The 24,884-nt window shown below is 69.4% G+C and carries 27 protein-coding genes; 14 read left to right on the top strand and 13 right to left on the bottom strand.

Annotated elements, in window-relative coordinates; translation table 11 throughout:
- The first annotated feature begins 54 nt into the window (after nt 1-54).
- From ACH4YP_RS16080 to ACH4YP_RS16070, 3 genes are read left to right on the top strand one after another with little or no spacing between them, the layout of a single operon-like run.
- A complete protein-coding gene (locus ACH4YP_RS16080) occupies nt 55-882 on the top strand; it encodes a hypothetical protein (protein ID WP_398490913.1) in 828 nt (275 codons plus the stop codon).
- Nucleotides 882-2,714: a DUF6339 family protein gene (locus tag ACH4YP_RS16075; RefSeq protein WP_398490912.1), complete on the top strand. Its 1,833-nt coding sequence runs from the start codon at nt 882-884 to the stop codon at nt 2,712-2,714. Before ACH4YP_RS16080 ends, ACH4YP_RS16075 begins: the two co-directional genes overlap by 1 nt.
- 9 nt (nt 2,715-2,723) lie before the next feature.
- Nucleotides 2,724-4,076 carry a DNA cytosine methyltransferase gene (locus ACH4YP_RS16070; protein WP_398490911.1) on the top strand — a complete coding sequence of 451 codons (1,353 nt, stop codon included), beginning with the start codon at nt 2,724-2,726 and terminating at the stop codon, nt 4,074-4,076.
- 155 nt (nt 4,077-4,231) lie between these two features.
- Here the strand turns inward: ACH4YP_RS16070 and ACH4YP_RS16065 are convergent, their stop codons facing one another.
- A complete protein-coding gene (locus ACH4YP_RS16065) occupies nt 4,232-4,891 on the bottom strand; it encodes an ATP-binding protein (protein ID WP_398491072.1) in 660 nt (219 codons plus the stop codon).
- Nucleotides 4,892-5,118: 227 nt separating this feature from the next.
- Here ACH4YP_RS16065 and ACH4YP_RS16060 point away from each other — a divergent pair, with 227 nt between their 5' ends.
- The 4 genes from ACH4YP_RS16060 (at nt 5,119) to ACH4YP_RS16045 (ending at nt 7,160) form a co-directional block, all read left to right on the top strand.
- Nucleotides 5,119-5,967, top strand: coding sequence for a helix-turn-helix domain-containing protein (locus tag ACH4YP_RS16060; RefSeq protein ID WP_398490910.1), 849 nt, complete (start codon nt 5,119-5,121; stop codon nt 5,965-5,967).
- Nucleotides 5,964-6,179, top strand: coding sequence for a DUF397 domain-containing protein (locus ACH4YP_RS16055; RefSeq protein ID WP_361055582.1), 216 nt, complete (start codon nt 5,964-5,966; stop codon nt 6,177-6,179). Before ACH4YP_RS16060 ends, ACH4YP_RS16055 begins: the two co-directional genes overlap by 4 nt.
- An 83-nt stretch (nt 6,180-6,262) precedes the next feature.
- Nucleotides 6,263-6,553 carry a DUF6087 family protein gene (locus ACH4YP_RS16050; protein WP_361055579.1) on the top strand — a complete coding sequence of 97 codons (291 nt, stop codon included), beginning with the start codon at nt 6,263-6,265 and terminating at the stop codon, nt 6,551-6,553.
- Between the two features lie 181 nt (nt 6,554-6,734).
- Nucleotides 6,735-7,160 (top strand): nuclear transport factor 2 family protein, encoded by a 426-nt coding sequence (locus ACH4YP_RS16045; protein WP_361055576.1) that lies wholly within the window; start codon nt 6,735-6,737, stop codon nt 7,158-7,160.
- A gap of 145 nt (nt 7,161-7,305) precedes the next feature.
- Here the strand turns inward: ACH4YP_RS16045 and ACH4YP_RS16040 are convergent, their stop codons facing one another.
- Together ACH4YP_RS16040 and ACH4YP_RS16035 are read right to left on the bottom strand one after the other, a co-directional pair.
- Nucleotides 7,306-7,578, bottom strand: a complete 273-nt coding sequence (locus ACH4YP_RS16040) for a DUF1876 domain-containing protein (RefSeq protein ID WP_361055748.1) — start codon at nt 7,576-7,578, stop codon at nt 7,306-7,308.
- 148 nt (nt 7,579-7,726) lie between these two features.
- Nucleotides 7,727-8,389 carry a maleylpyruvate isomerase family mycothiol-dependent enzyme gene (locus ACH4YP_RS16035; RefSeq protein ID WP_398490909.1) on the bottom strand — a complete coding sequence of 221 codons (663 nt, stop codon included), beginning with the start codon at nt 8,387-8,389 and terminating at the stop codon, nt 7,727-7,729.
- Nucleotides 8,390-8,684: 295 nt separating this feature from the next.
- On the opposite strand from ACH4YP_RS16035, the gene ACH4YP_RS16030 reads away from it, so the two are divergent.
- A complete protein-coding gene (locus ACH4YP_RS16030) occupies nt 8,685-9,401 on the top strand; it encodes a hypothetical protein (RefSeq protein ID WP_361055570.1) in 717 nt (238 codons plus the stop codon).
- Between the two features lie 47 nt (nt 9,402-9,448).
- Here ACH4YP_RS16030 and ACH4YP_RS16025 read toward each other — a convergent pair whose 3' ends face one another.
- Nucleotides 9,449-10,306: an alpha/beta hydrolase gene (locus tag ACH4YP_RS16025; protein WP_361055567.1), complete on the bottom strand. Its 858-nt coding sequence runs from the start codon at nt 10,304-10,306 to the stop codon at nt 9,449-9,451.
- Between the two features lie 157 nt (nt 10,307-10,463).
- Here ACH4YP_RS16025 and ACH4YP_RS16020 point away from each other — a divergent pair, with 157 nt between their 5' ends.
- Both ACH4YP_RS16020 and ACH4YP_RS16015 read left to right on the top strand, forming a co-directional pair.
- Entirely contained in the window at nt 10,464-11,276 is an 813-nt protein-coding gene (locus ACH4YP_RS16020) for a rhamnogalacturonan acetylesterase (RefSeq protein ID WP_361055564.1), read from the top strand.
- Nucleotides 11,277-11,396: 120 nt separating this feature from the next.
- Nucleotides 11,397-11,699: a hypothetical protein gene (locus ACH4YP_RS16015; protein ID WP_398490908.1), complete on the top strand. Its 303-nt coding sequence runs from the start codon at nt 11,397-11,399 to the stop codon at nt 11,697-11,699.
- 42 nt (nt 11,700-11,741) lie between these two features.
- On the opposite strand, the gene ACH4YP_RS16010 is transcribed toward ACH4YP_RS16015, so the two are convergent.
- Nucleotides 11,742-12,695 carry a GlxA family transcriptional regulator gene (locus ACH4YP_RS16010; RefSeq protein ID WP_398490907.1) on the bottom strand — a complete coding sequence of 318 codons (954 nt, stop codon included), beginning with the start codon at nt 12,693-12,695 and terminating at the stop codon, nt 11,742-11,744.
- Nucleotides 12,696-12,892: 197 nt separating this feature from the next.
- On the opposite strand from ACH4YP_RS16010, the gene ACH4YP_RS16005 reads away from it, so the two are divergent.
- Nucleotides 12,893-13,429, top strand: a complete 537-nt coding sequence (locus ACH4YP_RS16005; protein ID WP_361055555.1) for a protease — start codon at nt 12,893-12,895, stop codon at nt 13,427-13,429.
- Here the strand turns inward: ACH4YP_RS16005 and ACH4YP_RS16000 are convergent.
- Nucleotides 13,392-13,940 carry a hypothetical protein gene (locus ACH4YP_RS16000; RefSeq protein ID WP_361055552.1) on the bottom strand — a complete coding sequence of 183 codons (549 nt, stop codon included), beginning with the start codon at nt 13,938-13,940 and terminating at the stop codon, nt 13,392-13,394. The two genes, ACH4YP_RS16005 and ACH4YP_RS16000, sit on opposite strands and share 38 nt — an antisense overlap.
- 166 nt (nt 13,941-14,106) lie before the next feature.
- Between ACH4YP_RS16000 and ACH4YP_RS15995 the strand changes: the two genes are divergently transcribed.
- Entirely contained in the window at nt 14,107-15,195 is a 1,089-nt protein-coding gene (locus tag ACH4YP_RS15995) for a helix-turn-helix domain-containing protein (RefSeq protein ID WP_398490906.1), read from the top strand.
- A gap of 166 nt (nt 15,196-15,361) precedes the next feature.
- Here ACH4YP_RS15995 and ACH4YP_RS15990 read toward each other — a convergent pair whose 3' ends face one another.
- Together ACH4YP_RS15990 and ACH4YP_RS15985 are read right to left on the bottom strand one after the other, a co-directional pair.
- Nucleotides 15,362-16,312 carry an alpha/beta hydrolase gene (locus tag ACH4YP_RS15990; protein ID WP_361055546.1) on the bottom strand — a complete coding sequence of 317 codons (951 nt, stop codon included), beginning with the start codon at nt 16,310-16,312 and terminating at the stop codon, nt 15,362-15,364.
- A 187-nt stretch (nt 16,313-16,499) separates the two neighbouring features.
- Nucleotides 16,500-17,108 (bottom strand): TetR/AcrR family transcriptional regulator, encoded by a 609-nt coding sequence (locus tag ACH4YP_RS15985; protein WP_398490905.1) that lies wholly within the window; start codon nt 17,106-17,108, stop codon nt 16,500-16,502.
- Nucleotides 17,109-17,212: 104 nt separating this feature from the next.
- Between ACH4YP_RS15985 and ACH4YP_RS15980 the strand changes: the two genes are divergently transcribed.
- Nucleotides 17,213-17,962, top strand: coding sequence for an SDR family NAD(P)-dependent oxidoreductase (locus tag ACH4YP_RS15980; protein WP_398490904.1), 750 nt, complete (start codon nt 17,213-17,215; stop codon nt 17,960-17,962).
- Nucleotides 17,963-18,007: 45 nt separating this feature from the next.
- Here the strand turns inward: ACH4YP_RS15980 and ACH4YP_RS15975 are convergent, their stop codons facing one another.
- Nucleotides 18,008-19,369 (bottom strand): DUF445 domain-containing protein, encoded by a 1,362-nt coding sequence (locus ACH4YP_RS15975; protein ID WP_398490903.1) that lies wholly within the window; start codon nt 19,367-19,369, stop codon nt 18,008-18,010.
- Between the two features lie 219 nt (nt 19,370-19,588).
- Here ACH4YP_RS15975 and ACH4YP_RS15970 point away from each other — a divergent pair, with 219 nt between their 5' ends.
- On the top strand, nt 19,589-20,905 hold the full coding sequence (locus tag ACH4YP_RS15970; RefSeq protein ID WP_398490902.1) for an SGNH/GDSL hydrolase family protein: 1,317 nt from the start codon (nt 19,589-19,591) through the stop codon (nt 20,903-20,905).
- 250 nt (nt 20,906-21,155) lie between these two features.
- On the opposite strand, the gene ACH4YP_RS15965 is transcribed toward ACH4YP_RS15970, so the two are convergent.
- From ACH4YP_RS15965 to ACH4YP_RS15950, 4 genes are read right to left on the bottom strand one after another with little or no spacing between them, the layout of a single operon-like run.
- Nucleotides 21,156-22,043, bottom strand: a complete 888-nt coding sequence (locus ACH4YP_RS15965; RefSeq protein WP_361055531.1) for a DUF1707 domain-containing protein — start codon at nt 22,041-22,043, stop codon at nt 21,156-21,158.
- Nucleotides 22,044-22,054: 11 nt separating this feature from the next.
- On the bottom strand, nt 22,055-23,056 hold the full coding sequence (locus ACH4YP_RS15960) for an ATP-binding cassette domain-containing protein (RefSeq protein ID WP_398490901.1): 1,002 nt from the start codon (nt 23,054-23,056) through the stop codon (nt 22,055-22,057).
- A gap of 6 nt (nt 23,057-23,062) precedes the next feature.
- Nucleotides 23,063-23,929 carry an ABC transporter permease gene (locus ACH4YP_RS15955; RefSeq protein WP_398490900.1) on the bottom strand — a complete coding sequence of 289 codons (867 nt, stop codon included), beginning with the start codon at nt 23,927-23,929 and terminating at the stop codon, nt 23,063-23,065.
- Nucleotides 23,922-24,731, bottom strand: coding sequence for an ABC-2 family transporter protein (locus ACH4YP_RS15950; RefSeq protein WP_361055522.1), 810 nt, complete (start codon nt 24,729-24,731; stop codon nt 23,922-23,924). The genes ACH4YP_RS15955 and ACH4YP_RS15950 overlap by 8 nt, the downstream gene beginning before the upstream one ends.
- Between the last annotated feature and the right edge of the window lie 153 nt (nt 24,732-24,884).

The raw sequence follows: 24,884 nt of genomic DNA, 5'->3' as shown, positions 1-24,884 counted from the left end.
CTCCCTTACCGCATCCCGTCCGAGGACGTGGTCGCTGCCGCGGCGTGGTCATTGATGACCGAGGACGGCGAGGTCGCCATGCCCGAAGCACTGCCGGACTGGGACTATCAAATGGACCTGCACCTGCGCAGGACTGTCCGCGTCGACCTGGGCCGGGCGCGTTCGCAGTCAGGTCTTCCGAAGGACGCCTCCCTGATGCTCTCGGCGGTGTGGACAGCGACCGGATCCAATCTCAGCGGGCCCGCACAACAGGTTCGCCTGACCGAGAGCGGCATGAGCACCGTAGAACTCGATTTCCGACTACGGGGTGCCGATCTGGGAGGTTTGCTCCTCCTCGACACTGCCCTCGTCCTGGCCGAGCGCCGGAGTGACGCACGCCCCTCCTCCCCCCGCCGCGCAGGCTCCGTGCTGTGGAGCGATCGCGAGGCACTGCGCCTCCAGGGCGACGCACCACAGTTCCCCATGGCAGTGATCGACTTCGCCCGGACGTCCTTCCCCGAAGGAGCCGCCTGGCACTTGCAGATCAGCGGAGGCCTCGAGAGCGCCACCATGGGGTCCCTTCTCCTGCTCGTCAATGAGCAGAACACGATCACTGCAACCGCATTCGAGAACGCGGGAAAGCCTCGTCCGATCGATCGGGTCGTGCTCTCCGCGGTGTATGCGGACGCCGCGAGGATCATGGTCGAGCACGCACTCGGAAACGACGAATTCGCCGAGGATGCCGACTTCCCCGAGGGCTCTCTGGGCGCCACTCTCCTGAGCCTGTTCGACCAGCTGTTCCCCGAGCAGTCGATCACCGACATCCGCCTGCGCCAGCGGCAGTCCCCCGCCCTGTTCGCCTCGGATCTCCAGGCGGCGGTCAAGATGTTCGAGGTGTCGTGATGAGCTTCCTCTACCCGCGGTTGCTCGCCGAGCAGGCCAGACCGCTCTTCGAGGAGTATCGGCAGCTGACCGTCTCGGAGTTGGTGGGTCGAGTAGCCGTCTCCCACGAGTCAGCGGTGTACGTGGCCACCGGCGGCGACCGGATTTCCGCCGCGCAACTCCATGAACTTCGCGCGGGAGTTGTCGATCTCGCCAAGCGAGCCGGTTTCCCCGATGACTCGGACCGCGCACGCAACGCCGACTTCGACCTCCGGCTCGCCGCTCTGCTCCATGCCGAAATGGGCATGGTGCCCGCCGAGGCCGCCTCCCGGGACGTCTGGGCGTTCCTTGCACTGGTCCTGCTCCCGGACGTCGCCTTCTGGCGCTATCCCCAGCCGCCCAAGGACCGTGTCCTGGGCACGGACCTCACCCGGCACGTCTTCGGACGACTATGGTGGCGTGCTCAGCTCGTGCGCTCGTCCGGTGACCCGGAACCGTACGGTGCCCTGGCCATCCTCGGCGAGGCAGCATTCGACCAAATCTACGCTCGGCGTGCAGCGCTAGGCGGAAGCCCGCACATGGTCCGGGCCATCCTCCGTGTCTGGAAAGACCTGGATCTGGCTGGTCTGAACGAGCGTGACACTCTTCGCGACTTCCTCAAGAGGTTGCTGCGGCTCGCTCCCTTCGTACTCTTCGACGGCATTGAGGAGCATGCACTGGACGACGAACTCCGTACCGTCGCCCATGAGTCCGTCAGCGCTCAGCGTCCTGCTACGGACAACGCGACGAAGGCCGGGCAGGAAACAGCCCGAAGCACTGTCGCTGATGGATCACCCTCGGCCACAAGGCAACGAGGGGTGCCGTCGAATCCCCAGCGTGCACCGGAGGCACCGGTCGAATCCCTCCGATTCAGGTCTGTGGAAATCTGTGCCGGGGCCGGAGCGCAGGCCCTTGGGCTGGAGCGTGCCGGGTTCGACCCGGTACTGCTCATCGACAGCAAGGCCGATGCCTGCTTCACGATCGACCTCAACCGGCCCCACTGGGATGTGGTCTGCATGGACGTCGTGCACTTCGATCCGAGCGTGCGTCCCGAGACACAGGAGGTCGATCTCATCAGCGGTGGCCTCCCCCGCGTGAAATCGTCGGCCAGTGTCGGTCGCGCCGAGGACACGGAGGAACGTGGAGTCCTGAGGGCTGCGATCAAGCTGGTGAGCGACATCAACCCGAAAGCCGTGCTTCTGGAGAACGTGCCGGATCTGGTTGAGAGTTCGGGCTTCGAGGCCGATCGATCATGGATCCAGACCGAGCTCGGCAGAGCGGGCTACCGCTGGAGCTGGCGAGTCCTCAATGCCGCGACCTTCGGCGTTCCGCAGAATCGCAGCAGCGGCTTTCTGATCGCTCTGAAGGAACCGTATTTCTCCCGATTCTCCTGGCCCGAGCCTGATGGGCTGCCGACCCCGACCGTTGGTCAAGTCCTCGGCCCTTCCATGTCCGGGCGTGGATGGCCCGGCGCGGAACGCTGGATCAAGGGCGCCGACCGCATCGCTCCCGCTCTCGTCGGGGGCTCCGACCGGCGCGGCGGTGCCGACCTCGGTCCCACCGGCAGCAAGAATGCGTGGGCCTCGCTCGGCGTGAACGGCAACAGCCTCGGTGACGAACCCCCGGACTCAGGTTTTCCTGCAGACGGCCAACCCAAGTTGACCGTCGACCAGGCCGCAACGATCCAAGCGATCCCAGCGGACTGGCGCTTCTTCGGCGGCAAGACGTCCAGGTACCGTCAGATCGGCCACGCGATGCCGCCGCCCCTTGCAACCGCCGTCGGACAGGCCATCGCGGCCGCACTCCGAAGCTAAGATCACCCCATGCACACGCCCCGCCCCCTCGACCCCGAGCCGATCACTGTCGTCGACCTGTTCAGTGGGTGCGGCGGGTTCACTCAGGGGTTTCACGAGTTCCGCCCGGCTGGGGCGGAGGAGGACGGGCCTGTCTTTCACAGCGTCGCGGCGGTCGAGCACGACCTCGCTGCGGCTGCTACCTACGCCTCAAACTTCGGAAGCCATCGACTGGACATGGCCCTTCCGGCTGCTCGTGTGCACCTCGAAGACATTGAGGGCTGGGCGCCGGCGGAGGAGGCCCTCCATGCGGACGTGGTGGTCGGAGGACCTCCCTGCCAGGGATTTTCGGCCTTGAACCGCCTGAAGAAGGGCTCAGAACGTAACCGCCTGTGGGAGGAATACGTTCGCATTGTCGCCGAAATTCGCCCCAAGGTCTTCGTGATTGAGAATGTTGACCGTTTCCTCAAGTCGGACGAGTTCCGCAACCTCCTCAGCGAGGTGAAAGAGGGCGGTCTACTGGCCGACTATCGACTTGTCGACCCTCCGGGCCATGAACGGACCGACACTGAGGAGCAGAAGCACAAGCGCTATCTCCTCAACGCCGCCAACTACGGTGCAGTCCAGGCGCGTCGGCGAGCCATCGTCATCGGAGTGCGCCGTGATGTCGACAATGATCGCGCGATGACGTATCCCGTCACAACACATGTCCGACTGCCGAAACGCAATAACGGCACCCCGACTCAGCCGATCGACGGTATCAACGTCGGGCCGTCGTACTGGAAAGCAGTGGACGATGTGTTCAATGAATCGTCCCTTCTATCGGTCCGAGGCACCGAACTTCCGGACGGCAAGGATTTCGTTCCTGACGTGGATGCCTTCCTACCTGGAGTTTTCACCACACGCGATCTCCATTTCGGACGCAATCCGGAGCCAATTTCGATGGCACGATACGAAGCCATCCCTCCGGGCGGGAACCGAAAGAATCTGCGGGACAAGTGGTTCACCGTGAACAAGAACGGAAAGATCCGAATCTTCGACACCCCCACTCCTCCAGGCGTAAAGACACCGATCCAATACCTCTCGACCGAAAGCTGGGATAATCACAACACCGGCACGGGAGACGTCATGGGCCGGCTACGCCTGGGGGAGCCCTCGGTAACCATCCGAACCGAGTTCTTCAAGCCCGAGAAGGGCCGCTACCTCCACCCCACCGAGGCTCGTCCAATCACCCACTACGAGGCCGCCCGTATACAGGGCTTCCCCCTCCACTTCCGCTGGTGTGGCTCGAAGACCGACATCGCTCGGCAGATCGGCAACGCCGTGCCCATTCCGCTCGGAACGGCCATCGCCGCGGCGATCCACGCTTACTTGCGCGCCTGAACCAGGTCGGGCACTCGGCTTGGCGTAACTGCGTTCGGCGCGTACGGGTCATGCCGACTGTCGCTACCCGCTCGCATAGGCTTCGAACCCAAGCCGCCTACCGGGCGCCCGTCAACGGCAGAGGGACCGTATTCAGGGCGACTCTGAGGGCTTGCTCATCTCAGGGCGTCACAAGGCAGATCCCCGATTTCCGTGGTTTCCGCCTCGAAGCGAGTCTGGGCACGGTCCAGGATCTCTTCCGCGTCACACCCGTGCACCCGGAGCCAGTTGAGCAAGTCCGCGATGGCACTGATCACGACGTTCTGGACCACAGCCATGCCCAGTCTGCTCGTTCTCGAATCCGAACTTCGCGTCGATGCCACGTAGAGATCCAGCAATGCCTCGGCCCGCGCAACACCGGGGCGTCCGACGTGACCACTCGGGGAGGTCAACCCGGTTTCCAACTCGCACCAGGTCACTTTCCGATCAGGGAGGAGTTGGACGCCCCAGCGGGAGGCGAGGGCACCAACGAGGGCCATACCTCGGCCGGCCTCGGCGTCTGACGTCGCGTCGAGCAAGGTCGGGAGGGCGCGCGTGTCGGGGTCGTGGACTTCAATGCGCAAGTACGTGCCATTCATCGAGACGGCCAGCGTCGTCGGTGTGCCGAGACCGACATGCGTGACGACGTTGGACACGAGTTCGCTGACGCAGAGTTGGGCCTCGTCGGTGATGTCGTGCAGGCCCCAGACGCCCAGGTGCAGCCGCATGATGCGGCGCAGGGCTGCCACCTCCTCGGGTTCGGCCGTGAAAGCCAAGTCCCATGGCTTCCGGGGCATGCACGCTTCCTGAATCACCGGGTCCCCTCTCGTCGCTCGCCGTCGCCGCCGACGCCGGATGCTCGGCGGAGTGTCACGAACACTCACAGTGAGTGGCGTTGCATGCCAGGATGGCGTCCGCGCATCCCGTCGTGCAATGTGCACGACGGGATTCCCACTTCCGAGTGATTGGCAAGCATGCCCCTTGGCACGAAACTGAACGCCGGCTATTGAGAAAGGTGTTAGGAATGGCAGGTTCACCGACGGCACGCCGCCGTCGCCTCTCGATCGAGCTGAGGAAGCTCCGCGAGCAGAGCGCTCTAACGTGCGCACAAGTGGGTTCCGCACTGGACTGGAGCGGCTCCAAGGTCAATCGGATGGAGACGGGAAGCGGCAGGGTCCAGCCGTCCGACATCGATGCGCTGTGCCGCTTCTACGAGACCGGCGACGAACTGCGCGAGTTCCTGAAGTCTCTGGCGAGGCAGGCCAAGACGCGCGGCTGGTGGCAGGAGCACGGATCCGGGGTGCCCCAGTGGTTCTCCATCTACATCGGCCTGGAACAGGAAGCCTCCACGTTCCGCCAGTACCAGTGCGAGTTGCTCCCCGGGCTCATGCAGACCCCGGCGTACGCCTGCGAACTTCACAAGACAGGTGCGCATCTGCCCGCCCAGGACATCGATCGGGCGGTGCGAGTGCGCATGGAGCGCCAAGCCATGCTGGCGCGACCCGAGGCCCCGAATGCCTGGTTCGTCGTGAACGAGGGGTCCCTCCGCAATGTCATCGGGGAGCGGGCGTTGATGAGAGAGCAGCTCGAACGCGTCCTGGAGTCATCGGAGTTGCCGAGCGTCACACTGCAGGTACTCCCGTTCGACTCAGGCACCTACCCGGCCACGGGATCGTTCACCATGCTCGGCTTCCCGGACCAGGAGGACCCGGACATCGTGTACCGGGACGGCATCACCGATGCCGTCTACCTGGAAGGGGAGCATCATGTGCATGAGTACACCCGGGCCTTCGACGGTTTGAGGGCCGCCGCCCTGAGTCCCCAGCGCTCCGTCCAACTGATCAAGTCCGTTCTTAAGGAATATGCAAGATGAGCATTGCGCGGTCTGCTCCCGAAGCACCCTCGTCTTGGTTCAAGTCCTCTTACAGCAACGGCGCGGGCGGTGAGTGTGTCGAGTGCTCCCACGCTGACGGCCGCTTGCACGTGCGCGACTCCAAGTGTGGCAACGGCCCGGTTGTGGCCGTCCATGCTCATGCTTGGCGGGCTTTCATACGGGCCATAGAGGGCGACTCCCTGGTGGGGTGAGGTGGTAGACCACCTATTTTCGCCGCCTCAGGATCTCGCTGTCGCTCGGCCGACAACGGTCTCGGCCTGAGAGCATCAAGCGCATGGGCAAGCATTCCCGACCCGGGCCGCCGAACCAGCCGTCGCGCGCCATCCCGCGCGCCGACGCCGACGACCCGCTCGCGCCGTACAACAAGCGGCGCCGCCCGCCGATGGACCAGTACCGGCGCCACCGGCCCGCAAGCGACGGAGGCGGCCACCTCCGGTCCGGCGAGCCGCGTGTCCTGGAAGAGTGGGACGGCTTCGCCTACCAGGTCGTCGGGACCGCCCTCGATCTTGCGGCGGCGCAGAAGTGGGTGAACGAATTCCAAGTCGGCGACGAGCCCTCCAGGTGACGCCCTTTGGTCGGTGGTCAGCGGCGGAACGCAGATCGTGTTCCAGCGGTGGACGACACCCCGCACACCCGTACCGACCGGTGCCCACTGCGCAAGGCGGGAGAGTCAGGCCCCGCACCACCAAGGGATGATGTCGGAGAACCGCCAGCCCCTTCGCCTTGCCTCGCCTAGGTTCGCGGGCATGTCACAGCAGAGCCGCGCCGTCGTTGAGAACGCCTGGAAGGCGTTCGCCAGCCATGATGCTGACCGGATCTCCGCGGTCTTCACCGAGGACGCCGAGTGGCTGGCGCCGCCGGGGAACGCTACTGCCGTCGCGTTGGAGAGTCCCAGCCACTTGGTCGGCAGGAAGGCGATCGTGCGCTTTCTCGCCGAGGACTTTCCCCGCTTTTTCGTGCGGGACGTCACCGTCACCTTTCACGGGATCTACGCCGACGGCGAGCGGGTGGTCGTGGAGGAGACCATGACGGCGACTCTGGCGAACGGCAGCCACTACGCCAACGACTACTGCTTCGTCTTTGAGCTCCGGGACGGGCTGATCCACCGGGTCCGCGAGTACATGGACACAGCCCGCGGGCACCGCATGATCTTCGGCGAAGTTCCGCAGTAGTCGCAGTAGTCGTCGTGGGCCCGGCTGAAGACGGCGCCGACCGGACATACGTATATCAACACCCCGCCCGTCCATCGCGATTGAATGAACGCGCGAGTGAGCTGCGACCCCCTGCCCGTTGTCCTGTCGGTCAGGTCAGGTCAGGTCAGGTCAGCGGGTGTGATGTCCTGCCCGAGGCCTCGTCTATTTCGTCGTGGGCCTTGGTCAGGAGTTTCATGGCCAGTTCGTTGAGGGCCCTGGCGCCGGCCACTTCCTCGCCCACCCTCGGCTGGTTGGAGTCGGAGGGGTGGCGGCTGGCGTAGCCGTGGGCCCGTACCTCGCTTCCGTCGGGGAGGCGTACGAGGGCGGCTGCGCGGGTGCGGTTGTCGTCCTCGTCGAATTCCAGCTCTATGTGCCATCCGACAGCGGTCTTCATCATCATCACGATCACCTCCGGAGCCGCTGTTTCCAGCTGCCTCCAGCTGTCCTCAGCCGCTTCCACCTTCCTCCAGAGTGCGCCTGCTCGGCTGCGATTGCACGGCGCACCTCGTGACCCTCGCGACCCTCGTGACAGAAGTTCCCTCGCGTCACGCCGTCTCGCAGCGGCCTCGTAGGAGCTTCACGCCCTCGCCTTCCAGGTCGTCGCAGTACGCCGTACGCCCCGTCATCGCCATAACCAGGGCCAAGGTGCTGCCGGAGACCAGCGGCCCCGCGCCGGTCGTGAAGGGGCCGTCCGTCGCGGTGAGTCTCAGGCCGGCGATGCGGCCCTTGGCGAGGACCACGAGGTCCGAGCCCCGGTAGTAGTCGGCCACCAGCGTGATCGTCTCGACCGGGTGGGCGCGGACGATGCCCAGCGGGCGTCGGATGTCCTCTCCGTGCACGATCGTCTCGCCCAGCATCGCCAGAGTGGGAAGGGGAGGCTTGGTCGTGCTTGGGACCACTCTTCGGAATCTCTCCAGTGTTTCCGCCGGAGTGGCGCCCAGTTGCTCGGCCAGCCTCATGGCCACCTGTTTGTCGAAGTCGAACCGGCAGCGGATCACACCCGCCAGCCAGCGTACGGAGTTGAGGCTCGCTCCCGCGGTGAGGTGCGCCAGCACCTCGCGCACCGTCAGCTCGGTGCACAGCGAGGGTGTTGCCCACCGCTCGTCGGTCAACTCCGCGAGATCGGCCGCCAGTGCCGTTCGCTCGGCGTGGATCAGGGGCCAGACTCCGGTTGTCCCTCGGCTGCCGAGGGTTGCTCCCGGGTCCACCGGGTCTGGCGGGTCTGGCGGGGCTACCGGGTCTACCGGCTCACTTGCGTCTCTTGGGTCCGGGTCCGTCATACGAGGACGTCTCCTGTCAGCGTGCGTGGGCGTGGTCTCCGGCCCTCTTCCGGCCTGTGACCCAGGTCTCATCATCTCCGTACAGCAGAAAACACGTGCCGCTCCGCGTCGGCTGACCCGAGGCCCCTCCTCGCCCCCGCCCCTCTCGTACGGGTACCCGTACGAGTACCCGTACCGGTGCCCGGAGGAGCGGGGCGCGGCGCGCTCAGGGATGATCTGTGCCATGGGGCATGGGAAAGGGCACGGGGCGGACATGGACGACGCCCGGGCGTGGGACAAGCGGCTGGCGTGGGCGTACGGGCTGATCGCGAACGAGCCGGCCGAACGGGCCGCCGCGCTCGACCACTTGGCCTCCGCGCGGAGGAGGACCGAGGAGGCTCAGCATCGGTTCAACGAGACGTTGCGGATGCTGCAGGGGCAGGGGGTGATGTACCCGTACGAGGATCCGGCGCTGCGGTCGGCCAACGAGGAGTACCTGTGGGCCCGGAGCCATTCGCTGCCCAGCGGTATGTGGGACAGAGGGCCCGGTGAGGATCTTTCCGAATGGCCCGGGCTGCCCTACGCGCTGCTCTTCCTGGAATGGGAGGCCCGGTATCCGGAGGAGTGGACCCGGCATGCCAAGGCGTGGGGGACCAAGGAGGGGCTCATCCGGGACCTGGCCACCGACGCCGTCGGGCAGGATCCGGTCGCCAGGACCAAGCTGATCGACCTGGTGGAGATCGTCGTACGGCGTGCCTACCGCTGCAAGGACCGCGAGTACGTGCGCATCGCCCGGGTCGTCGACGGGGACCCGCTGCGGGTACGGCTGGAGGGCGCCCGGCGTTCGGAGAACCCCTGGGCCCAGTTGCACGCCGGGTACGTGCTGTGGATTCTGGACCGGCCCGAGGTGCCCAACAGCCGCCATGTCTGGCGGACTTGGCTGGCGGACGCGCGTCAGTAGACCCGCGGGGACCGAGGACCAGAGGCCGACGCCCGCCCGGGGCCCGTTCACGTGGTGTGTCCCGCCGCGAGGAACGTCCGTACCGCCGCGTGCAAGCGGTACGGCTGGTCCAGGTGCACGTCGTGACCCGCGTCCTCGATGACCTCGGTCCCGGTCCGCATCCGCGCCATGCGTGTCATGCGCGTCATCTGCGTCATGCGCGTCATCTCCGCCTCCCGCATCGTGCCCTTCGCGCCGCGTACGACGAGGGTGGGGCAGGCGACTCGGGCCCACTCGGGCCAGTACGCGCGGGTGGCCAGGTCTGCGACGGCCGCGAGCATCGAGTCGCGGTCCCAGCGGGGGTGGAGACCGTCCTCCCGTTCCTCCAGGCCTCTCGCCCAGGCCTCGTGGCCGAGGAAGGCGGCGGCGGAGGAGAAGGACGTGAAGGGAGTGGGCCAGCTGTCCAGCCAGGTGCCGATCTCGGTGGGCAGGTCCGGGTTCGGGCCGGCCGGGCCCGCCTCGATCAGGATCAGGGAGTCGACCAGGTGCGGGTGGGCGGCCGCGGTGAGCAAGGCCGTGTGGCCGCCCAGGGACTGGCCGAGGAGGGTCACCGGGACGGGGAGGGACAGTTCCTCGATCAGGGTGGTCACGTCTCGTACCGCCGACTCCCGCGTCATGTCCGGCGGGCGGCGCGTGCTCGCGCCATGGCCCCTGGCGTCGTACGCGATCACGCGGTGGCCGTCCGCCAGGAGGAGCGGGAGCAGGTCGTCCCACTCCCCCATGTGACCCGCCAGGCCGTGCAGGAGCAGCAGCGGGGGGTGTCGGAGGCCGGCGCCGAACTCCGGTTCGGGCTCGGGTGCGTGGTGGTCCCGGTAGGCGAGGCGGGTGCCGTCAGGGGTGGTGGCGTTGCCTGTGTGGGTGTCCAACCGGGGTGTCTCTCCTTGTCGTTGGTCCGGAGCTTCTCAGCACCAGGACACCCTTGTCGTACGGATTTCGCGGGGCGCGGAAGCACCCGGCAACCTTTCCCCTCCCTGCTGCGACCCCTCCCTGACAGTTCCTCAACTCCTGCGCAGGGATGGTCGGATGAGCCGCAATGTCAGTGTGAGCAGTCGTAGACGGTTCCTTGTCGGTACCGCTGGTGCGGTCGGGGGTGGGGCGCTCGGGGTGCTGGGGCTGCCCGGTACCGCCGTCGCCGCCGCGGCGGCCACCGGCACCGTGTACATCGCCAGTGACTCCACCGCCCAGACGTACAACTCCCGTTACTACCCCCAGGCCGGCTGGGGGCAGAAGCTGTCCTCGTTCCTGACCTCGAACATCACCGTCGCCAACCATGCGATCGGCGGGCGGAGTTCGCGGTCCTTCATCGAGCAGGGGCGGCTGGCCGCGATCCATCAGGTGATCAGGGCCGGTGACTACCTCTTCACGCAGTTCGGGCACAACGACGCGACCGTGAGCAATCCCGAGCGGTACACCTCGCCCGCCGGCTACAAGGAGTACCTGCGCGACGACTACATCCGGGCGACCCGGGCGCGGGGCGCGACGCCCGTCGTCGTGACGCCGGTGTCGCGGCGCTCCTACAACGCGTCGACGGGGAAGTTCAACGTCTCCTTCCCGGCGTACGTGGATGCCGCTAAGGCCGTCGCGCGGGAGGAGGGTGCCCCGCTGGTCGACCTCTCGGCGGCCAGCCGCGTGTACCTCGACGGGGTCGGGATCGAGGGGTCCAAGGGGATCTTCCTGTGGCTGGCCGCAGGGCAGTACCCGAACTTCCCGAACGGCGTCCAGGACAACACCCACTTCCAGGAGCGGGGCGCGGTCGAGATGGCCCGGCTGGTCGCCCGGGCCGTGGCGGGGCTGGGGCTGCCGATCTCGGGAGAGGTGGTGCCGGGCGCCCGGTAGGGGCGGGTTAGCCTCGGTCGACCGTACGGAAGCCGGTACAGAGGGCCCGTACGGAAGCACGCGCGGAGGCCCGTACAGCCCGTACGGCGGCCCGTGCGGAAGCAGCACCAGGAGGCAGTGATGGCGAAGGTACCGGCCGCGGCGGTGGCCGCGAGTGGGCTCATCGGTGGGTACGGGGTCGCTCGCTGGACCGGGAAGCGGCAGCTCGGCGGGGCCGTACTCGCCGTCGCCGGGGCCGCGGCCGCACAGCGGTGGCGGCAGCAGGCCGGTGGGCGGGCGGCGGGTGCGCTGACCGTCGCGTACGTCGCCGGGTTCGCCGGATCGCATCCGCTCGCCAAGAAGGTGGGCGCGTGGCCCGCGGTGGTCGGTGTGGCCGGGGCCGTGGCGCTGGCCTCCTGGGCGGTGGCCGACCGGCGCGGCTGAGGCCGTACTTCTTCCGGGGCCGCCCCGGGGAGCGCCTTGCCTCTACGGCACCGGCGCTCCCCGGAACGCCCTCCGGTAGGCCTGCGGGCTCGTTCCCACCACCCGCTTGAAGCGGTCGCGGAAGGCCGTCGGTGAGCCGAACCCCGTCTGGGCCGCGATCCGTTCGACCGGGTGGGTCGTGGTCTCCAGGAGGTGCTGGGCGCGGCGCACCCGCGCCAGGTGCAGCCACTGCAGGGGCGTGGTGCCGGTCTGTTCGCGGAACCGGCGGTTGAGCGTACGGGCGCTCGTGCCCGCCCGGGCCGCGATGTCGTCCAGGGTCAGGTCTCGGTCGGAGTGCTCCTCCAGCCAGCTCAGCAGGGGTTCCATCGTCGTGCCGGCCGGTGCCGGGGGCTGGGCGTGGACGATGAACTGGGCCTGCCCGCCCTCCCGTTCGAGCGGCATGACGGACATCCGGGCCGCGTGCGCGGCGACGGCCGAGCCGTGGTCCAGGCGGATCATGTGCAGGCACATGTCCATCGCCGCGGCGGCGCCGGCCGAGGTGAGGAACTGGCCGTTGTCGACGTAGAGGACGTTCGGGTCGACCGTCACCTTCGGGTACATGGCCGCCAGGTCCGCGGCGGCGATCCAGTGGGTCGTCGCCCGCCGGCCGTCCAGCAGCCCGGTGGCGGCGAGGATGAACGCGCCGACGCAGATCGACGCGATACGCGTCCCGTTCGCCGCCGCCACGCACAGGGCCTCGGCCACGCCCGGCGGCAGCGGCACGGTCGGGTCGGCGGTGCCCGGCACGACGATCGTGTCGGCCTCGGCCAGCGCGTCGAGACCGTACGGCGCCCGCACGTTGAACGGGCCCGCGCTCACCTCCTCCGCCACCGAGCAGACCTTGACCCGGTAGGGCGCGCGGCCGTCCGGCAGCCGGGCCCAGTTGAACGTGTCGATCGGCGCGGCGAGATCGAACGGGATGACCTGGTCGAGTGCCAGTACGGCCACTGTGTGCATGGCAAAAGGGTAGGGGCAGCGCGGGTTCTGGCCAACCGTGCATCAACCTGGTGCCGAGCCGCTGTTCCGTCTGGTGCCGGCTCCGACGATGGTGGTGAGCTGGTGGCGAGGCAGCAGCGAGGTGGTGGCGAGAATCCGTTGAACCCTGGCAGTACCGCCACTTCCACAAGATCCGGTACGCCGCCTACCGTCCCCTCGTGACCAAGTTCTTTCTCGTTCTCCATGTCCTCGCCGCGATCGTCGCCGTCGGGCCCGTCACCGTGGCGGCCAGCATGTTCCCGCCCGGCGCGCGCCGCGCCCTCGCCGATCCGGGGGACCAGCGGGCGGCGGAGACGCTACGGCTGCTGCACCGGATCTGCCGGGTGTACGCGGGCCTCGGCATCGCTGTTCCCGTACTCGGCTTCGCCACGGCCATGAGCATGGGCGTACTCGGTGACGCCTGGCTGATCGCCTCGATGGCCCTGACCGGGATCGCGGCGGCGGTCCTGCTGGCGCTGGTGCTGCCGCGTCAGGAGGAACTCCTCGAAGCGGTCGAGGCGGCGGCCGGAGCGGACGCGGCCACCGAGGTCACCGGCACCACCGGCACGACCGGTGCTGGTGCCGCGTCCACCGGCGTCGCCGCGAACCCCCGCGCCACCGTGCGGCTCGCCATGTTCACCGGAATCTTCAATCTGCTCTGGGCCACGGTCACGATCCTCATGATCGTGCGCCCGGGTTCCACGACGGGCGCCTGACGGCCGAGGAACCGCCGCCCGTTCCCGAGGACGCTCCCGGCGAGGAGCGGGCGAACACCAGCCCGTCCGTCGAGTCCCCCGTGTCCTCCCTGAACCGCCGGGCGACGGACGCGGCGACGAGTACCCCCGCCGCCATGACGAGTATGGAGAACGCCCAGGTCAGAGGCCACAGGGACGCGTCCGGCGGCTCGGGGTTCGTGCGGAACGAGAGGTACATGAGTGTCGCCGGGGGCGCCGCCACCAACAGCAGTGGCCAGGCGAGGGCGTCGCGGCGGCCGAAGTACACGGCCAGGAGGAGCAGGGTCACGGCCAGGGCCGCGACGCCGAGGACGGTCACCGGAGTCGTCTCGGTCGTCGAACCGGGTGACTCGGGGCGGTTGCGCAGATCCCAGGGCAGGCAGAGAAGGTACGCCGCCGAGGACAGGGCGGCACCCAGCAGGCGGGTCAGCCAGCGTTCCGTCCAGGGGCGCTTCGACAGCAGGCCCAGCGGCTTCTCGGTCATGGGAGTCATGGGAACGAGAGTTCCTCAGACGCACACGGGGCCGACAGAGTACGCGTACTCAGATCGCCGGAGCATTCGCGTTCCTCCCGGCCGTGCGGCCCTGCGGCCCTGCGGCCGTGAAGCAGGGGCGCACGACCGACCCGTACACCCCACCCACGGCCTAGACTCCCAGGTCATGAAGGGACTGCTGCTACGGCTGTCGGCCCTCGACGCGGATGCCGCGGCGGCGCTGCGGGTCATCGCGCACTTCGAGGCGCTGCTCGGGGCCGGGCGGCTCGACGCCGTGTCGCTCGTGCGGTCCACGGCAGGGCTGGCCGAGTGTCCGGCGGGCCTTGAGGTGGGCGGGCGTGTGGTGCGGTTCGGGCCGGCCGGGACGGTACCGGCGGGGCCTGTCGGCACGGTCTCCGGGAGCGCCGAGTTCGCGCCGGGCGGCCGGGTGTGGCTGGAGCGGGCGGGGACGCCGGGGCCCTTCGACGAGCTGGTGCTGGAGTGGATGGCCATCGCCGCGGGCGTCGTACACGGCAGCCGTGACCAGGACAGCGCACCCCATCAGGTGGCGGACCCGGCGCTGGTCGAGCGGGTGCTGTCGGAGCGTGAGGCCGTCGAAGACCGGGCGCGGGCGCTGCGCCTGCTGGGTCTGGTGCCCGAGCAGCCGTTGCGGGTGGTCGCCGTCGCCGGGGCCTCGTCGGTGGCCGTGCTGGGGCGGCACGAACTGCGTCCGGGTGTGCGGGTCGCCGCGGTCGGTCCGCTGGCCGTGGCGCTGGCGCCGGGTGCCGGGTCGGCCGCTGAGGAGCTGCGGGCGCTGCTTCGTGAGCACGGCGCCGAGGGGGTACGGATCGGGATCGGCGGCAGTGCTCCCGCCCTGGACGCCGGGGTCTCCTGGGCGCAGGCCCGGCTCGCGCTGCGGTTCGCCGTCGATGTGGCCGGGCTGCCCGACGAGGCGGTCGTCGACCACGACACCCTCGGGCCGGTGGCGCTGCTCGCCGACATCCCCGTCAACCGGCTGCGGGCCCAGCCCGACGTGGGCGCCCTGGCCGGACTCGCCGGGGGCAAGGGCGGCCCGGCGGCGCTGGCCGCCCTGACCGCCTTCCTGCGCACCGGCTCCCTCCGCCACGCCGCCACCGACCTCCACCTGCACCACAGCTCGGTCGCCGCCCGCCTCGCAGGCGTGGAAACCGCCCTGGGCTACCGCCTGAGCGACCCACAGGACCGCTTCAGGGCCCAACTGGCGTTGTACGCGCTGCGATTGGCGGACGAGGACTGAGGCGCCGGGCTCCGCGCGAGAGCCACGGCGACACCGGCACTTTCGGGGGCGCGGGGCTGTGACATGTGAGGCTCGGCCGCGTGGGCGCGACCAGCCACAGCGCACCGGCACCGGCACCCGCACCCGCACCCGCACCCGACAGGCCCGCACCCCACCCGGCGGAGCGCTACCGCAGCGCCTTCCGAAGCACCGCGATCGACTCCGCCGCGTCCCTCTGGGAGACCTCCGCGTGCGTGACCATCGCCGAGCCGTGGAACGTACCCGGGAACAGATGCAGCTCCACACTCACCCCGGCCGCGAGCAGCGCACGGGCGTGGTCGATGCCCTCGTCCCGCAGCGGATCGAACTCCATCACCGAGATGTAGGCGGGCGGTAGCCCCGCGAGCTGCTCGGCGGTGGCCCGGGCGGGAGCCGCGTAGATCGGGACGTCGGGGCCGCCCGGCACCCCCGCACCGAGGTAGGCGTCCCAGCTGACGATCGCGTTGGGCCGGTTCCACAGGGGCGTGTCGGTGAAGTCCCGCATGCTGGGCGTGTCGAGGCGGTCGTCGAGTTCGGGGATGCCGAGGTACTGGAAGACGATCGCGGGGCCGCCCCGGTCACGGGCGAGCAGCGCCAGACCGGCCGCGATACCGGCACCGGCGCTGAAGCCGAAGAGGGCGACCCTGGCGGGGTCGATACCGAACTCGGCGGCGTTCTTGGTGACATGGACGAGTCCGGCGTACGCGTCTTCGAGTCCGGCCGGGTACGGGTTCTCGGGGGCGAGCCGGTATTCCACGGAGAAGACGGCGGCGCCCAGCTCCCGCGCGAGCGTCACGTTGACGCCGTGGTCGAAGTCGACGGTACCCAGCATGAAGCCGCCGCCGTGGATGTCGTAGACCACCGGGAGCGGGCCCTCGACGCCCTGCGGGCGGTAGCCGCGCAGGACGACGTCCGGGGCGCCCTCCGGCCCGGGCGCCACCACGTCGAAGACGTCCACGCCGGTGGTGTCCACATCCGCGGAGGCCGCCGCGATGCCGACGAGCATCTCGGCCCGGGCTCCTTCGAGGTCCGAGGTGTCGGCCCTGGGCAGCATGGGCACGACCGCGGCAAGCTCCGGGTCCAGCGGGTAGGTCGTCATCTCGTCCTCCGATTCGACGCGCGGTCCCGTCGTCGTCGCGGCTCTGCGTCGTTACGTCGCTGCGTCGTTCCGGAAACGGTGACACGGCGCATCCTCGCAGGTCACCCGACGGGCGTCGGGGAATCCGGAAGGGCGGCCCGACAGCCGTACGGACCGGCGCCCTCGGCCCCGGGAGCCGCCGGAGCCGTCAGGCGGACGGCCAGTTTCGCAGTGCCATGTCGGCCACCAGTCGCAGGTCGTCCCGGGTGGCACCGCCGACGGCCTGGACGGCGATGCCGTTCGCCACGGTCATGAGGTAGCGGGCGAGCACCCCGGGATCGGCGTCGCCGGGCAGGTCGCCTTCGTCGACGGCCAGCCGGAACCGGTCGCGGAGGAGGGAGGTGTGCTCGTTGCGCCAGGCGGCGAGGGCGTCGCGGGCGCCGCGCCCCGGGTCACCGGTGGCAAGGGCGCCCTGGACACCGAAGCAGCCGGTGGGGCAGCCGGGAAGGGTGGTGGCCTGAACTGAGCCGGCGAGGAACGCGATGGCCACCTGCCGGGCGGTCGGCTCCCGCATGGCCCGGGCCCCGTACGAGGCTGGGCCCTCGGTGTAGCGCTCCAGGGCCTTGCGGAACAGGTCCTCCTTGTTGCCGAAGGCCGCGTACATGCTGGTGCGGGTGATGCCCATGGCGTTGGTCAGCTCGGTGAGGCCGGCGCCTTCGTAGCCCTGTTCCCAGAAGACCCGCATGGCCTGTTCGAGGGCCTCGTCGGCGTCGAACCCTCTCGGCCGGCCGATCGGTGCCTTCTGTCGCGTCGCCATGCGGGCAACCATACCTCTTCCGTACCGGTCGGTGCAGATGTGCTACGTTCTCGCTCAACACCGATCAGTACCGATCGGTACTGAAGTTTGTGGAGGTAGTCACCATGGGACAGCTCGAAGGCAAGACCGCCGTCATCACCGGCGGCGGCACCGGGATCGGCCTGGCCACCGCCGTGCGGCTGGCGGCCGAGGGCGCACACGTGTTCATCACCGGCCGGCGCAGGGCCGAGCTGGACAAGGCCGTGGAGACCATCGGCCCGGCGAGGGCCACCGCGGTGGTGGGTGACATCTCCGACCCGGCGGACCTGGACCGCCTGTACGACGCGGTCCGCGCCCGCGGCCGGGGCCTGGACGTGGTCTTCGCCAACGCGGGCATCGGGTCGTTCGCGACACTGGAGGAGATCACCGAGGAGCACTTCGACCAGACGTTCGGCGTCAACGTGCGGGGCACGTTGTTCACGGTGCAGAAGGCGCTGCCGCTGCTCAACGACGGTGCGTCGGTGATCCTGAACTCGTCGGTGCGCGCCGACGACGGTGTCGCGTCGTTCGGCACGTACGCGGCCTCCAAGGCGGCGGTCCGGTCCTACGCCCGGACCTGGGCCAACGAGCTCAAGGACCGGAACGTCCGGGTCAACGCGATCTCCCCGGGCACGATCGACACTCCCGGACTCGATGCCGTGGTCGATACGTCGGACGCGCCGGTCACCAAGTCACAGTTCGCCGCGGGTGTCCCACTCGGCCGGATCGGGCGCGCGGACGAGGTAGCCGACGTGGTCGCGTTCCTCGCCTCCGAGCGGAGCAGCTTCATCCTCGGAGCCAACCTGTACGTGGACGGCGGCGAGAACCAGATCTGACCCGCCGGGGTCACGCCCCTTCAGGGGTGCCCCCCGAGGGGGACGTCACGCCCCCAGCGCCCGCGACACCGTATAGATCAGCACGCCCGCCAGCGAGCCGACCACCGTGCCGTTGATCCGGATGAACTGCAGGTCACGCCCGATGTGCGCCTCGATCTTCTTGGAGGTGTGCTCGGCGTCCCAGCCCGCGACGGTGTCCGTGATGAGCGAGGTGATCTCGTCCCGGTACGTCGTCACGACGTACACCGCGGCCCCCTCGACCCAGCCGTCGACCTTGGCCTGGAGCTTCGCGTCGATGGCCATCCGCGCGCCGAGCGAGAGCAGCGAGGCCCGCACGCGCAGCCGCAGCTCGCTGCGCTCGTCCTCCGCCGCGGACACGATCATCTGCCGTACGGAGGACCAGGCGGACGCGATCAGATCCTGGACCTCGCCACGGCCCAGGACCTCCCGCTTGAGGTTCTCCACCCGGGCACGCGTGTCGGTGTCGGACTGGAGGTCGGAGGCGAAGTCGGTGAGGAAGCGGTCGAGGGCGCCGCGGGCCGGGTGGGTGGGCATGTCGCGCATCTCGGTGACGAAGCGCAGCAACTCCTTGTAGACGCGCTCGCCGACCCGCTTGTCGACGAACCGCGGGGTCCAGCCGGGGGCGCCGCCCTGGACGGCGTCCATCACCTGGTCGTTGTGGAAGACGAGCCAGTCGTGGGCGCGTACACAAATGAGGTCGACGACCCGCCGGTGGCCGCCGTCCGCGACGACCTTCTCCAGCATCCTCCCTATGCCGGGGGCGATCTCCTGGGCGTCGGCCCGCCGGTTGATGGCCTCGCCGACAACGGCCTGCACGTCCGAGTCGCGCAGCACGGCGAGGGCGCCGCGCAGGGCGGTGGCCAGCTCCGCGGTCACCCGGTCGGCGTGCTCCGGATCGGCCAGCCAGGAGCCGAGGCGGCTGCCGATGCCGACAGCGCGCAGCCGCTGCCGTACGACGTCCCGCGAGAGGAAGTTCTCCCCGACGAACTCGCCCAGGGAGACGCCGAGTTGGTCCTTCTTGGTGGGGATGATCGCGGTGTGCGGGATACGGATCCCGAGGGGGTGGCGGAACAGCGCGGTGACGGCGAACCAGTCGGCGAGCGCGCCGACCATGCCGGCCTCGGCGGCAGCGGCGACATAGCCCGTCCAGGCGCCCGCTCCGGAGTTCCCGGCCCACTTGGCGAGTACGTAGACGACGGCGACGAACAGCAGCAGGCCCGTCGCCGTGAGTTTCATCCGGCGCACCCCGCGGAACTTCTCCTCGTCCGCGGGGCTGAACGAGTTCATCGCGCGCCCGGGCACCGTGCGGTTCGCCGCACCGCCGGGCCGGGCATGCTGCCCTTCGGGCCCCGCGTCATCCTTTTGCTCCGCTTTCGTACTTTCCATCCACTCCACCCGTTCCCTGTCCCCCACACCCATTGTCCCAACCTGACCGACTACTGGAACGGAACAGGAGTTCCCGGCGTCTTGCCGGGCGGGGCCGGAAAAACGGTTACGGGCGGCGGGAGCAATGGGGCCCCGTCCGCTTCCCCTCACTCCATGCCTCATCATGGGGTCATCACATCGGAGCCTCGGGCTCCCTTTGCCCGAGGAGACTTGCACCGCATGACCAAGCGTCACGGTTATGCCTTGCTGGCCGCGATCGTCGCCGTAGTCGTGGTCATCTCAGCCGCCATATACGTCGGGGTCGCGGCCGACGACGGCGAGGAGAAGCCGCTCGTGGGCGGCGGTACGCCACACAACTCGGCGGCCCCCGCGTCCGTCGGCACCTGGGTCGGCGCCTGGTCGGCGTCCCCGTCCGGCGCGGAGCCCGGCACCGAGGCCAACGGAATGGCGGGCCGCTCGGTCCGCAACATCGTGCATGTCGGCGTCGGCGGCACCGCGGCCCGGATCACCCTGTCCAACCTCTACGGACAGCAGCCGCTCAGCATCACCCACGCCTCGGTCGCCGTCGCCGCGGCCGCGAACAACCCGGCCGCCGCCGCCGGCACCATGCGCCGCCTCACCTTCCACGGCAGTCCGTCGGTGATCGTGCCGGCCGGGCAGCAGGTGGTCAGCGACGCCGTGCGCCTGCTCGTCCCGCACGACACGGACGTGCTGGTGACGACGTACTCGCCGACCCCGTCCGGGCCGGTCACCATCCACCCGCAGGCACGGCAGATCTCGTACACCGCCGAGGGCGACCTCACGGAGGACGTGACCGGCACCGCGTACACCGGGCAGACGCCGTACTGGCGCTATGTGACCGCGCTGGACGTGCTGAGCAACGAGTCGGACGGCACGGTCGTCGTCATCGGCGACTCGCTCACCGACGGCTCGACCTCGTCCGTGGGCGAGAACCGGCGCTGGACGGACGTCCTGGCCGACCGGCTGCGCGACGATTCCGACGGGCCCCGCTACAGCGTGGTCAACCAGGGCATCAGCGGAAACCGCGTCCTCGGCAGCGGCCTCGGCCGGCCCGCCGAGAACCCGAGCGGCCTGATCCGCTTCAACCGTGACGTGCTCGGCCGTACGAACGTCAGGGCGGTCGTGGTCGCCCTCGGCGTCAACGACATCCTGCGCACGCCCCAGCAGACCGACGCGAACAAGATCACCGCCGGGCTGCGCGAACTGAAGCGCCTGGCCCACGCCCGGGGCCTGCGGGTCGTCGGGGCCACGCTCATGCCCTTCCAGGGCCACCGCGGCTACCGCCCGCACCTGGAGGACACCCGCCAGGCCGTCAACGCCCAGATCCGCGCCGGCAAGGTCTACGACGCCTACGTCGACTTCGACAAGGCACTCCGCGACCCCTACAACCCCCGCCGCCTGCGCTCCGACTACGACTCCGGCGACCACCTCCACCCCAGCGACAAGGGCTACAAGCGCATGGCGGAGGTCTTCGACCTGGACGACCTGAAGGGATCGGTCCCGGCCGAGCTGTGATCTTTCAGGGGCGGGGGGTGCGCCCCTCGCTTTCAGGGGCGGAGGGTTGCACCACTTACTTTCACGGGCGCGCGGGCAGCACCCCTGGCTTTCACGGGCGGAGGGTTGCGCCCCTTGCTTTCAGGGGCGCGGGGGCAGCACCCTATTGCTTTCAGGGGCGCGGGGAACTGCGCACCCAGCCACGACGGACCCGCACCCGACAACCCACCCGCGGAAACACTCGGGCCAGGGCCAGGGCCAAGGATCGGGATCAGTCCCGGTCCCGCCGCTCGTCCCGCCGCTCGCGGCGTTCCTCCCGCCGCGCCTCCCGGTGCTCCCGCATCAGCTCCCGATGCTGGTCCATCGCGGCCCGGTGGATGGACCGCGCGTCGTCGAGCGAGTCCCGGTGGCCAAGCGAGCCGGTGCCCTCCAGGGCCCGGCGCCGGGACTCCTCCAACTCCTCCTGCCGCGCGGCCTTCCGCTCCAGCTTCTCCAGCCGCCGCTCCTCCTTCTGGCGGAGCCGCTCGGCCTTGGTCACCTTGCGCTCGACACCGACACCGCCCCAGAAGGCGAACCCGGTGACGACGACACGCGGGGCCCCGGGGTCGCCCTCGACGCCCTCCTCGCTGTGGTCGAAGCCGCCCATGACGCCGATGCCGCGGACAAGGACCTCGACGCCGGGCGGCACGATCACACTCATCCCGCCCATGATCGCGACGCAGTTGACGACGACCTCGCCGTCGGCGAAGTTCGCCTCGCGCAGGTCGATGACACCGCCGCCCCAGAACGCGAAGGAGTTGAACCGCTTCGGCATGGTCCAGCGCCCCTTGCGCTCGAACCCGCCCATGATCGCGACACCCCACCGGGACGTACCGTCACCGCCGACGATGCGGCCCGCCCAGCCGCCGGCCCCCGCGGGCTGCTTGACCATGGAGACGGTGGGAGCGGGAGGCGTCACCCCGGGCGCGGGCAGATCCCGTGTGATGGGCGCCAGCTCCTTGTACGTACGGGCCTTGTACGTGGCCTCCAGACGCTCCTCGAACTCCTCCATGTCGAGGCGGCCCTCCGCGAGGGCGTCCCTCAGCACTTCGGAGACCTGCTCGCGGTCGGCGTCGGAGGCTCGCAGCTCGGGAAGCCCGTCGGGGAGTTCGTCCGTCATGGACACCAAGCCTACGAGGTTGCCTTCTCCGCGTACATGCGGCTGATGACCGCCTCGATGTCCGGCTCGCGCACCGACAGGTCCACCAGCGGATACGCGGCGGCGATCCGCGCCACCAGCGGCGCCGCCGACTGAGCCGCCGGGAACGCCAGCCACTGCCGCGGCCCCTCGACCTTCACCACCCGGGCCGACTCGACGTCGATGGGCGGGAGTTCACGCTCCAGGTCCACCACGAGCGTCCGCTCGCTCTCACCGATCTCGTGCAGCCCGGTCAGCGGCCCGTCGTACATCAGACGCCCGTGGTCGATGACCATCACGCGCCGGCACAGCTGCTCGATGTCGGTCAGGTCGTGGGTGGTCAGCAGCACGGTCGTGCCGCGCTCGGCGTTGAGGTCCCGCAGGAACTCCCGCACCTTCGCCTTGCTGATCACGTCGAGCCCGATCGTCGGCTCGTCCAGGTACAGCACCTCCGGGTCGTGCAGCAGCGCCGCCGCGATGTCCCCACGCATCCGCTGCCCGAGCGACAGCTGCCGTACGGGCACGTCCAACAGCTCGCCCAGTTCGAGGAGTTCGACACACCGGTCGAGGTTCTCGGCGTACCGCGCGTCCGGGATCCGGTACATGCGGTGCATCAACCGGTACGAGTCGATCAGCGGCAGGTCCCACCACAGGGTCGTACGCTGCCCGAACACCACCCCGATGCGCTGCGCGAGCCGGGTGCGCTCGCGGGACGGATCGATACCCGCCACGCGGAGCCGACCGCCGCTCGGGGTCAGGATCCCCGTGAGCATCTTGATGGTGGTCGACTTACCCGCGCCGTTCGGCCCGATGTAGCCGACCATCTCGCCGCGCGCCACGGTGAAGGAGATCGAGTCGACCGCCCGCACCTGCCGCCGCTCACTACGCATGAAGCCAGTCTTCTTGCGTACGTCGAAGACCTTCTCGACGCGGTCGAGGTGAATGAAGCCGCCGTCGTGGTCGAAGTCCTTCTCTGTGTCCGTCTGCGTGTCCATGTGCGGCTAACTCCCCGTGCTCCGGTACGAACGAAGACCCGCGCGCCAGGCGACCCCCGAGAGCGCGCAGCAGACGACCGCCACCGGCGGCGGCAGGAACGCGACCCACTCGGGCAGGTCGAGCGGATACGGCAGCTCCAGCACGTACAGCGCGGGCAGCCAGTTGACGAAGGCCAGCGGCAGCACGAACGTCACCCCGCGCACCAGGTCCTTCGCGAAGACCGTCGGCGGATACTGCAGCAGCGTGGTGCCGCCGTACGTGAAGGAGTTCTGCACCTGGGACGCGTCCTGCGCCACGAACTGGAAGGCCGCGCCCGCCACGAACACCGACGCGAAGATCGCGGCCCCGCTGACCACCATCACCGGCACCAGCAGCACCTTCAGCGGGGTCCAGGAGATGTCGACCACGACGAGCGCGTACCCGAGGACCAGCAGTCCCTGCGTGATCCGGCCCAGGCGGCGCAGCGCGAACCGGTCCGCGGCGACCTGCGCGAGCACCGGCGCGGGCCGCACCAGCAGCGTGTCGAGCGTGCCGTCGCGCACCCGCCGCCCCAGCCGGTCCATCGAGCCGAGCGTCAGGTCGGCGAGACCGAACGCGGTACTGGACAGCCCGTACAGGAACGCCACCTCGCCCAGCGAGTAGCCGCCGAGCTCGTCGACCCGCGAGAACATCAGCAGAATCGTGACGAAGTCGAGCGCGGTCCCCGCGAGGTTGCCGAAGACGGTCATCGCGAACGACGCCCGGTACGCCATCGTCGAGCGGATCCACATCCACGCGATCAGCCGGTAGGCCCGCAGCCCGTCCACCACACGCGAGCGACCGGTCGGCGGGAAGCCCCGGTGCACGTCGTGCCGCTCCTGAAGGTCAGCCACCCTGGACCACCACCCTGCGCGTCGCCGCCGACTGGACCAGGCGGCCCACCGCGAGCAGCCCGACGGCCCACGCGGCCTGGAAGGCGTACGTACGCCACAGCGCGAAGCCGGTGCGCTCGCCGAGCAGCACATCCGCCGGGGCCTGCACCAGCGCCGACCAGGGCAGCGCCCGGGCCAGCTCGCCGAGACCACCCGGGAAGACGTTCAGCGGCAGCGTCATCCCGGAGAAGAAGATCCCCGCGAGCACGGCCAGCTGCTGCACCCCCGCCCCGTCCATGAACCAGAACGCCAGCAGCGCCACGAGATAGCGGATCGCGAAACTCACCAGGACACCGAGGACGACGGCGACGAGGAACGCCAGCCAGGTCCCGGCATCCGCCGGCAGCGCGAGATGGAACACGAGCCCCCCGAACGCCATCGGCACCACACCACGCCCCAGCAACTGGAACGCCGCCCGCCCCCCGTCGGACGCCAGCCACCACAGCTGAAGGTCCACGGGCCGGTACAGGTCGATCGCGATGTCACCCGTACGGATTCTCTCGACCATCTCGTCCTCGAAGCCGCCGCCCATCACCGCGACCGCCGCGAGCAGCCCCTGCCCGAGCCACACGTACGTCACCGCCTGGGACTGGTCGTACCCGCCGAGGCCAGGCCTTTCGTCCCACAGCGCGATGTACGTGTAGGCCAGGATCAGCCCGAAGACGGTGTTGGTGAACACGCCCGCGGCGGTGGCCACCCGGTAGGTCGCGTACCGCCGGAACGCGCCCACCGCGACGGCCGCGTACAACCGCCATGTCCCCATGTCGGGCCCCCTTCCGCCGATCCGGACCAAAACGCAGGAGCCTAGCCCCGGGGCCCTACCGCGTGCCACGCGTTTTCTCCCCAGGACGCGTGCCACGTACCGGGAACGAATCGTCGGATGCGACAGTCTTCAAGGAGGGGCGCACAAGGCGTA

This window comes from Streptomyces sp. NPDC020747 (assembly GCF_044334695.1).
GTDB lineage: Bacteria > Actinomycetota > Actinomycetes > Streptomycetales > Streptomycetaceae > Streptomyces.
The sequence above is the reverse complement of the archived record's forward strand: the minus strand, read 5'-3'. Positions and strand labels throughout refer to the sequence as shown.

Bases quoted from the DNA above. Each gene is read 5' to 3' on its own strand.
- ACH4YP_RS16080 (WP_398490913.1), top strand. From the start codon at position 55: ATGACCGAGGACGGCGAGGTCGCCATGCCCGAAGCACTGCCGGACTGG.
- ACH4YP_RS16075 (WP_398490912.1), top strand. From the start codon at position 882: ATGAGCTTCCTCTACCCGCGGTTGCTCGCCGAGCAGGCCAGACCGCTC.
- ACH4YP_RS16070 (WP_398490911.1), top strand. From the start codon at position 2,724: ATGCACACGCCCCGCCCCCTCGACCCCGAGCCGATCACTGTCGTCGAC.
- ACH4YP_RS16065 (WP_398491072.1), bottom strand. From the start codon at position 4,891: ATGCCCCGGAAGCCATGGGACTTGGCTTTCACGGCCGAACCCGAGGAG.
- ACH4YP_RS16060 (WP_398490910.1), top strand. From the start codon at position 5,119: ATGGCAGGTTCACCGACGGCACGCCGCCGTCGCCTCTCGATCGAGCTG.
- ACH4YP_RS16055 (WP_361055582.1), top strand. From the start codon at position 5,964: ATGAGCATTGCGCGGTCTGCTCCCGAAGCACCCTCGTCTTGGTTCAAG.
- ACH4YP_RS16050 (WP_361055579.1), top strand. From the start codon at position 6,263: ATGGGCAAGCATTCCCGACCCGGGCCGCCGAACCAGCCGTCGCGCGCC.
- ACH4YP_RS16045 (WP_361055576.1), top strand. From the start codon at position 6,735: ATGTCACAGCAGAGCCGCGCCGTCGTTGAGAACGCCTGGAAGGCGTTC.
- ACH4YP_RS16040 (WP_361055748.1), bottom strand. From the start codon at position 7,578: ATGATGAAGACCGCTGTCGGATGGCACATAGAGCTGGAATTCGACGAG.
- ACH4YP_RS16030 (WP_361055570.1), top strand. From the start codon at position 8,685: ATGGGGCATGGGAAAGGGCACGGGGCGGACATGGACGACGCCCGGGCG.
- ACH4YP_RS16020 (WP_361055564.1), top strand. From the start codon at position 10,464: ATGAGCCGCAATGTCAGTGTGAGCAGTCGTAGACGGTTCCTTGTCGGT.
- ACH4YP_RS16015 (WP_398490908.1), top strand. From the start codon at position 11,397: ATGGCGAAGGTACCGGCCGCGGCGGTGGCCGCGAGTGGGCTCATCGGT.
- ACH4YP_RS16010 (WP_398490907.1), bottom strand. From the start codon at position 12,695: ATGCACACAGTGGCCGTACTGGCACTCGACCAGGTCATCCCGTTCGAT.
- ACH4YP_RS16000 (WP_361055552.1), bottom strand. From the start codon at position 13,940: ATGACTCCCATGACCGAGAAGCCGCTGGGCCTGCTGTCGAAGCGCCCC.
- ACH4YP_RS15995 (WP_398490906.1), top strand. From the start codon at position 14,107: ATGAAGGGACTGCTGCTACGGCTGTCGGCCCTCGACGCGGATGCCGCG.
- ACH4YP_RS15990 (WP_361055546.1), bottom strand. From the start codon at position 16,312: ATGACGACCTACCCGCTGGACCCGGAGCTTGCCGCGGTCGTGCCCATG.
- ACH4YP_RS15985 (WP_398490905.1), bottom strand. From the start codon at position 17,108: ATGGCGACGCGACAGAAGGCACCGATCGGCCGGCCGAGAGGGTTCGAC.
- ACH4YP_RS15980 (WP_398490904.1), top strand. From the start codon at position 17,213: ATGGGACAGCTCGAAGGCAAGACCGCCGTCATCACCGGCGGCGGCACC.
- ACH4YP_RS15975 (WP_398490903.1), bottom strand. From the start codon at position 19,369: ATGGAAAGTACGAAAGCGGAGCAAAAGGATGACGCGGGGCCCGAAGGG.
- ACH4YP_RS15970 (WP_398490902.1), top strand. From the start codon at position 19,589: ATGACCAAGCGTCACGGTTATGCCTTGCTGGCCGCGATCGTCGCCGTA.
- ACH4YP_RS15965 (WP_361055531.1), bottom strand. From the start codon at position 22,043: ATGACGGACGAACTCCCCGACGGGCTTCCCGAGCTGCGAGCCTCCGAC.
- ACH4YP_RS15960 (WP_398490901.1), bottom strand. From the start codon at position 23,056: ATGGACACGCAGACGGACACAGAGAAGGACTTCGACCACGACGGCGGC.
- ACH4YP_RS15950 (WP_361055522.1), bottom strand. From the start codon at position 24,731: ATGGGGACATGGCGGTTGTACGCGGCCGTCGCGGTGGGCGCGTTCCGG.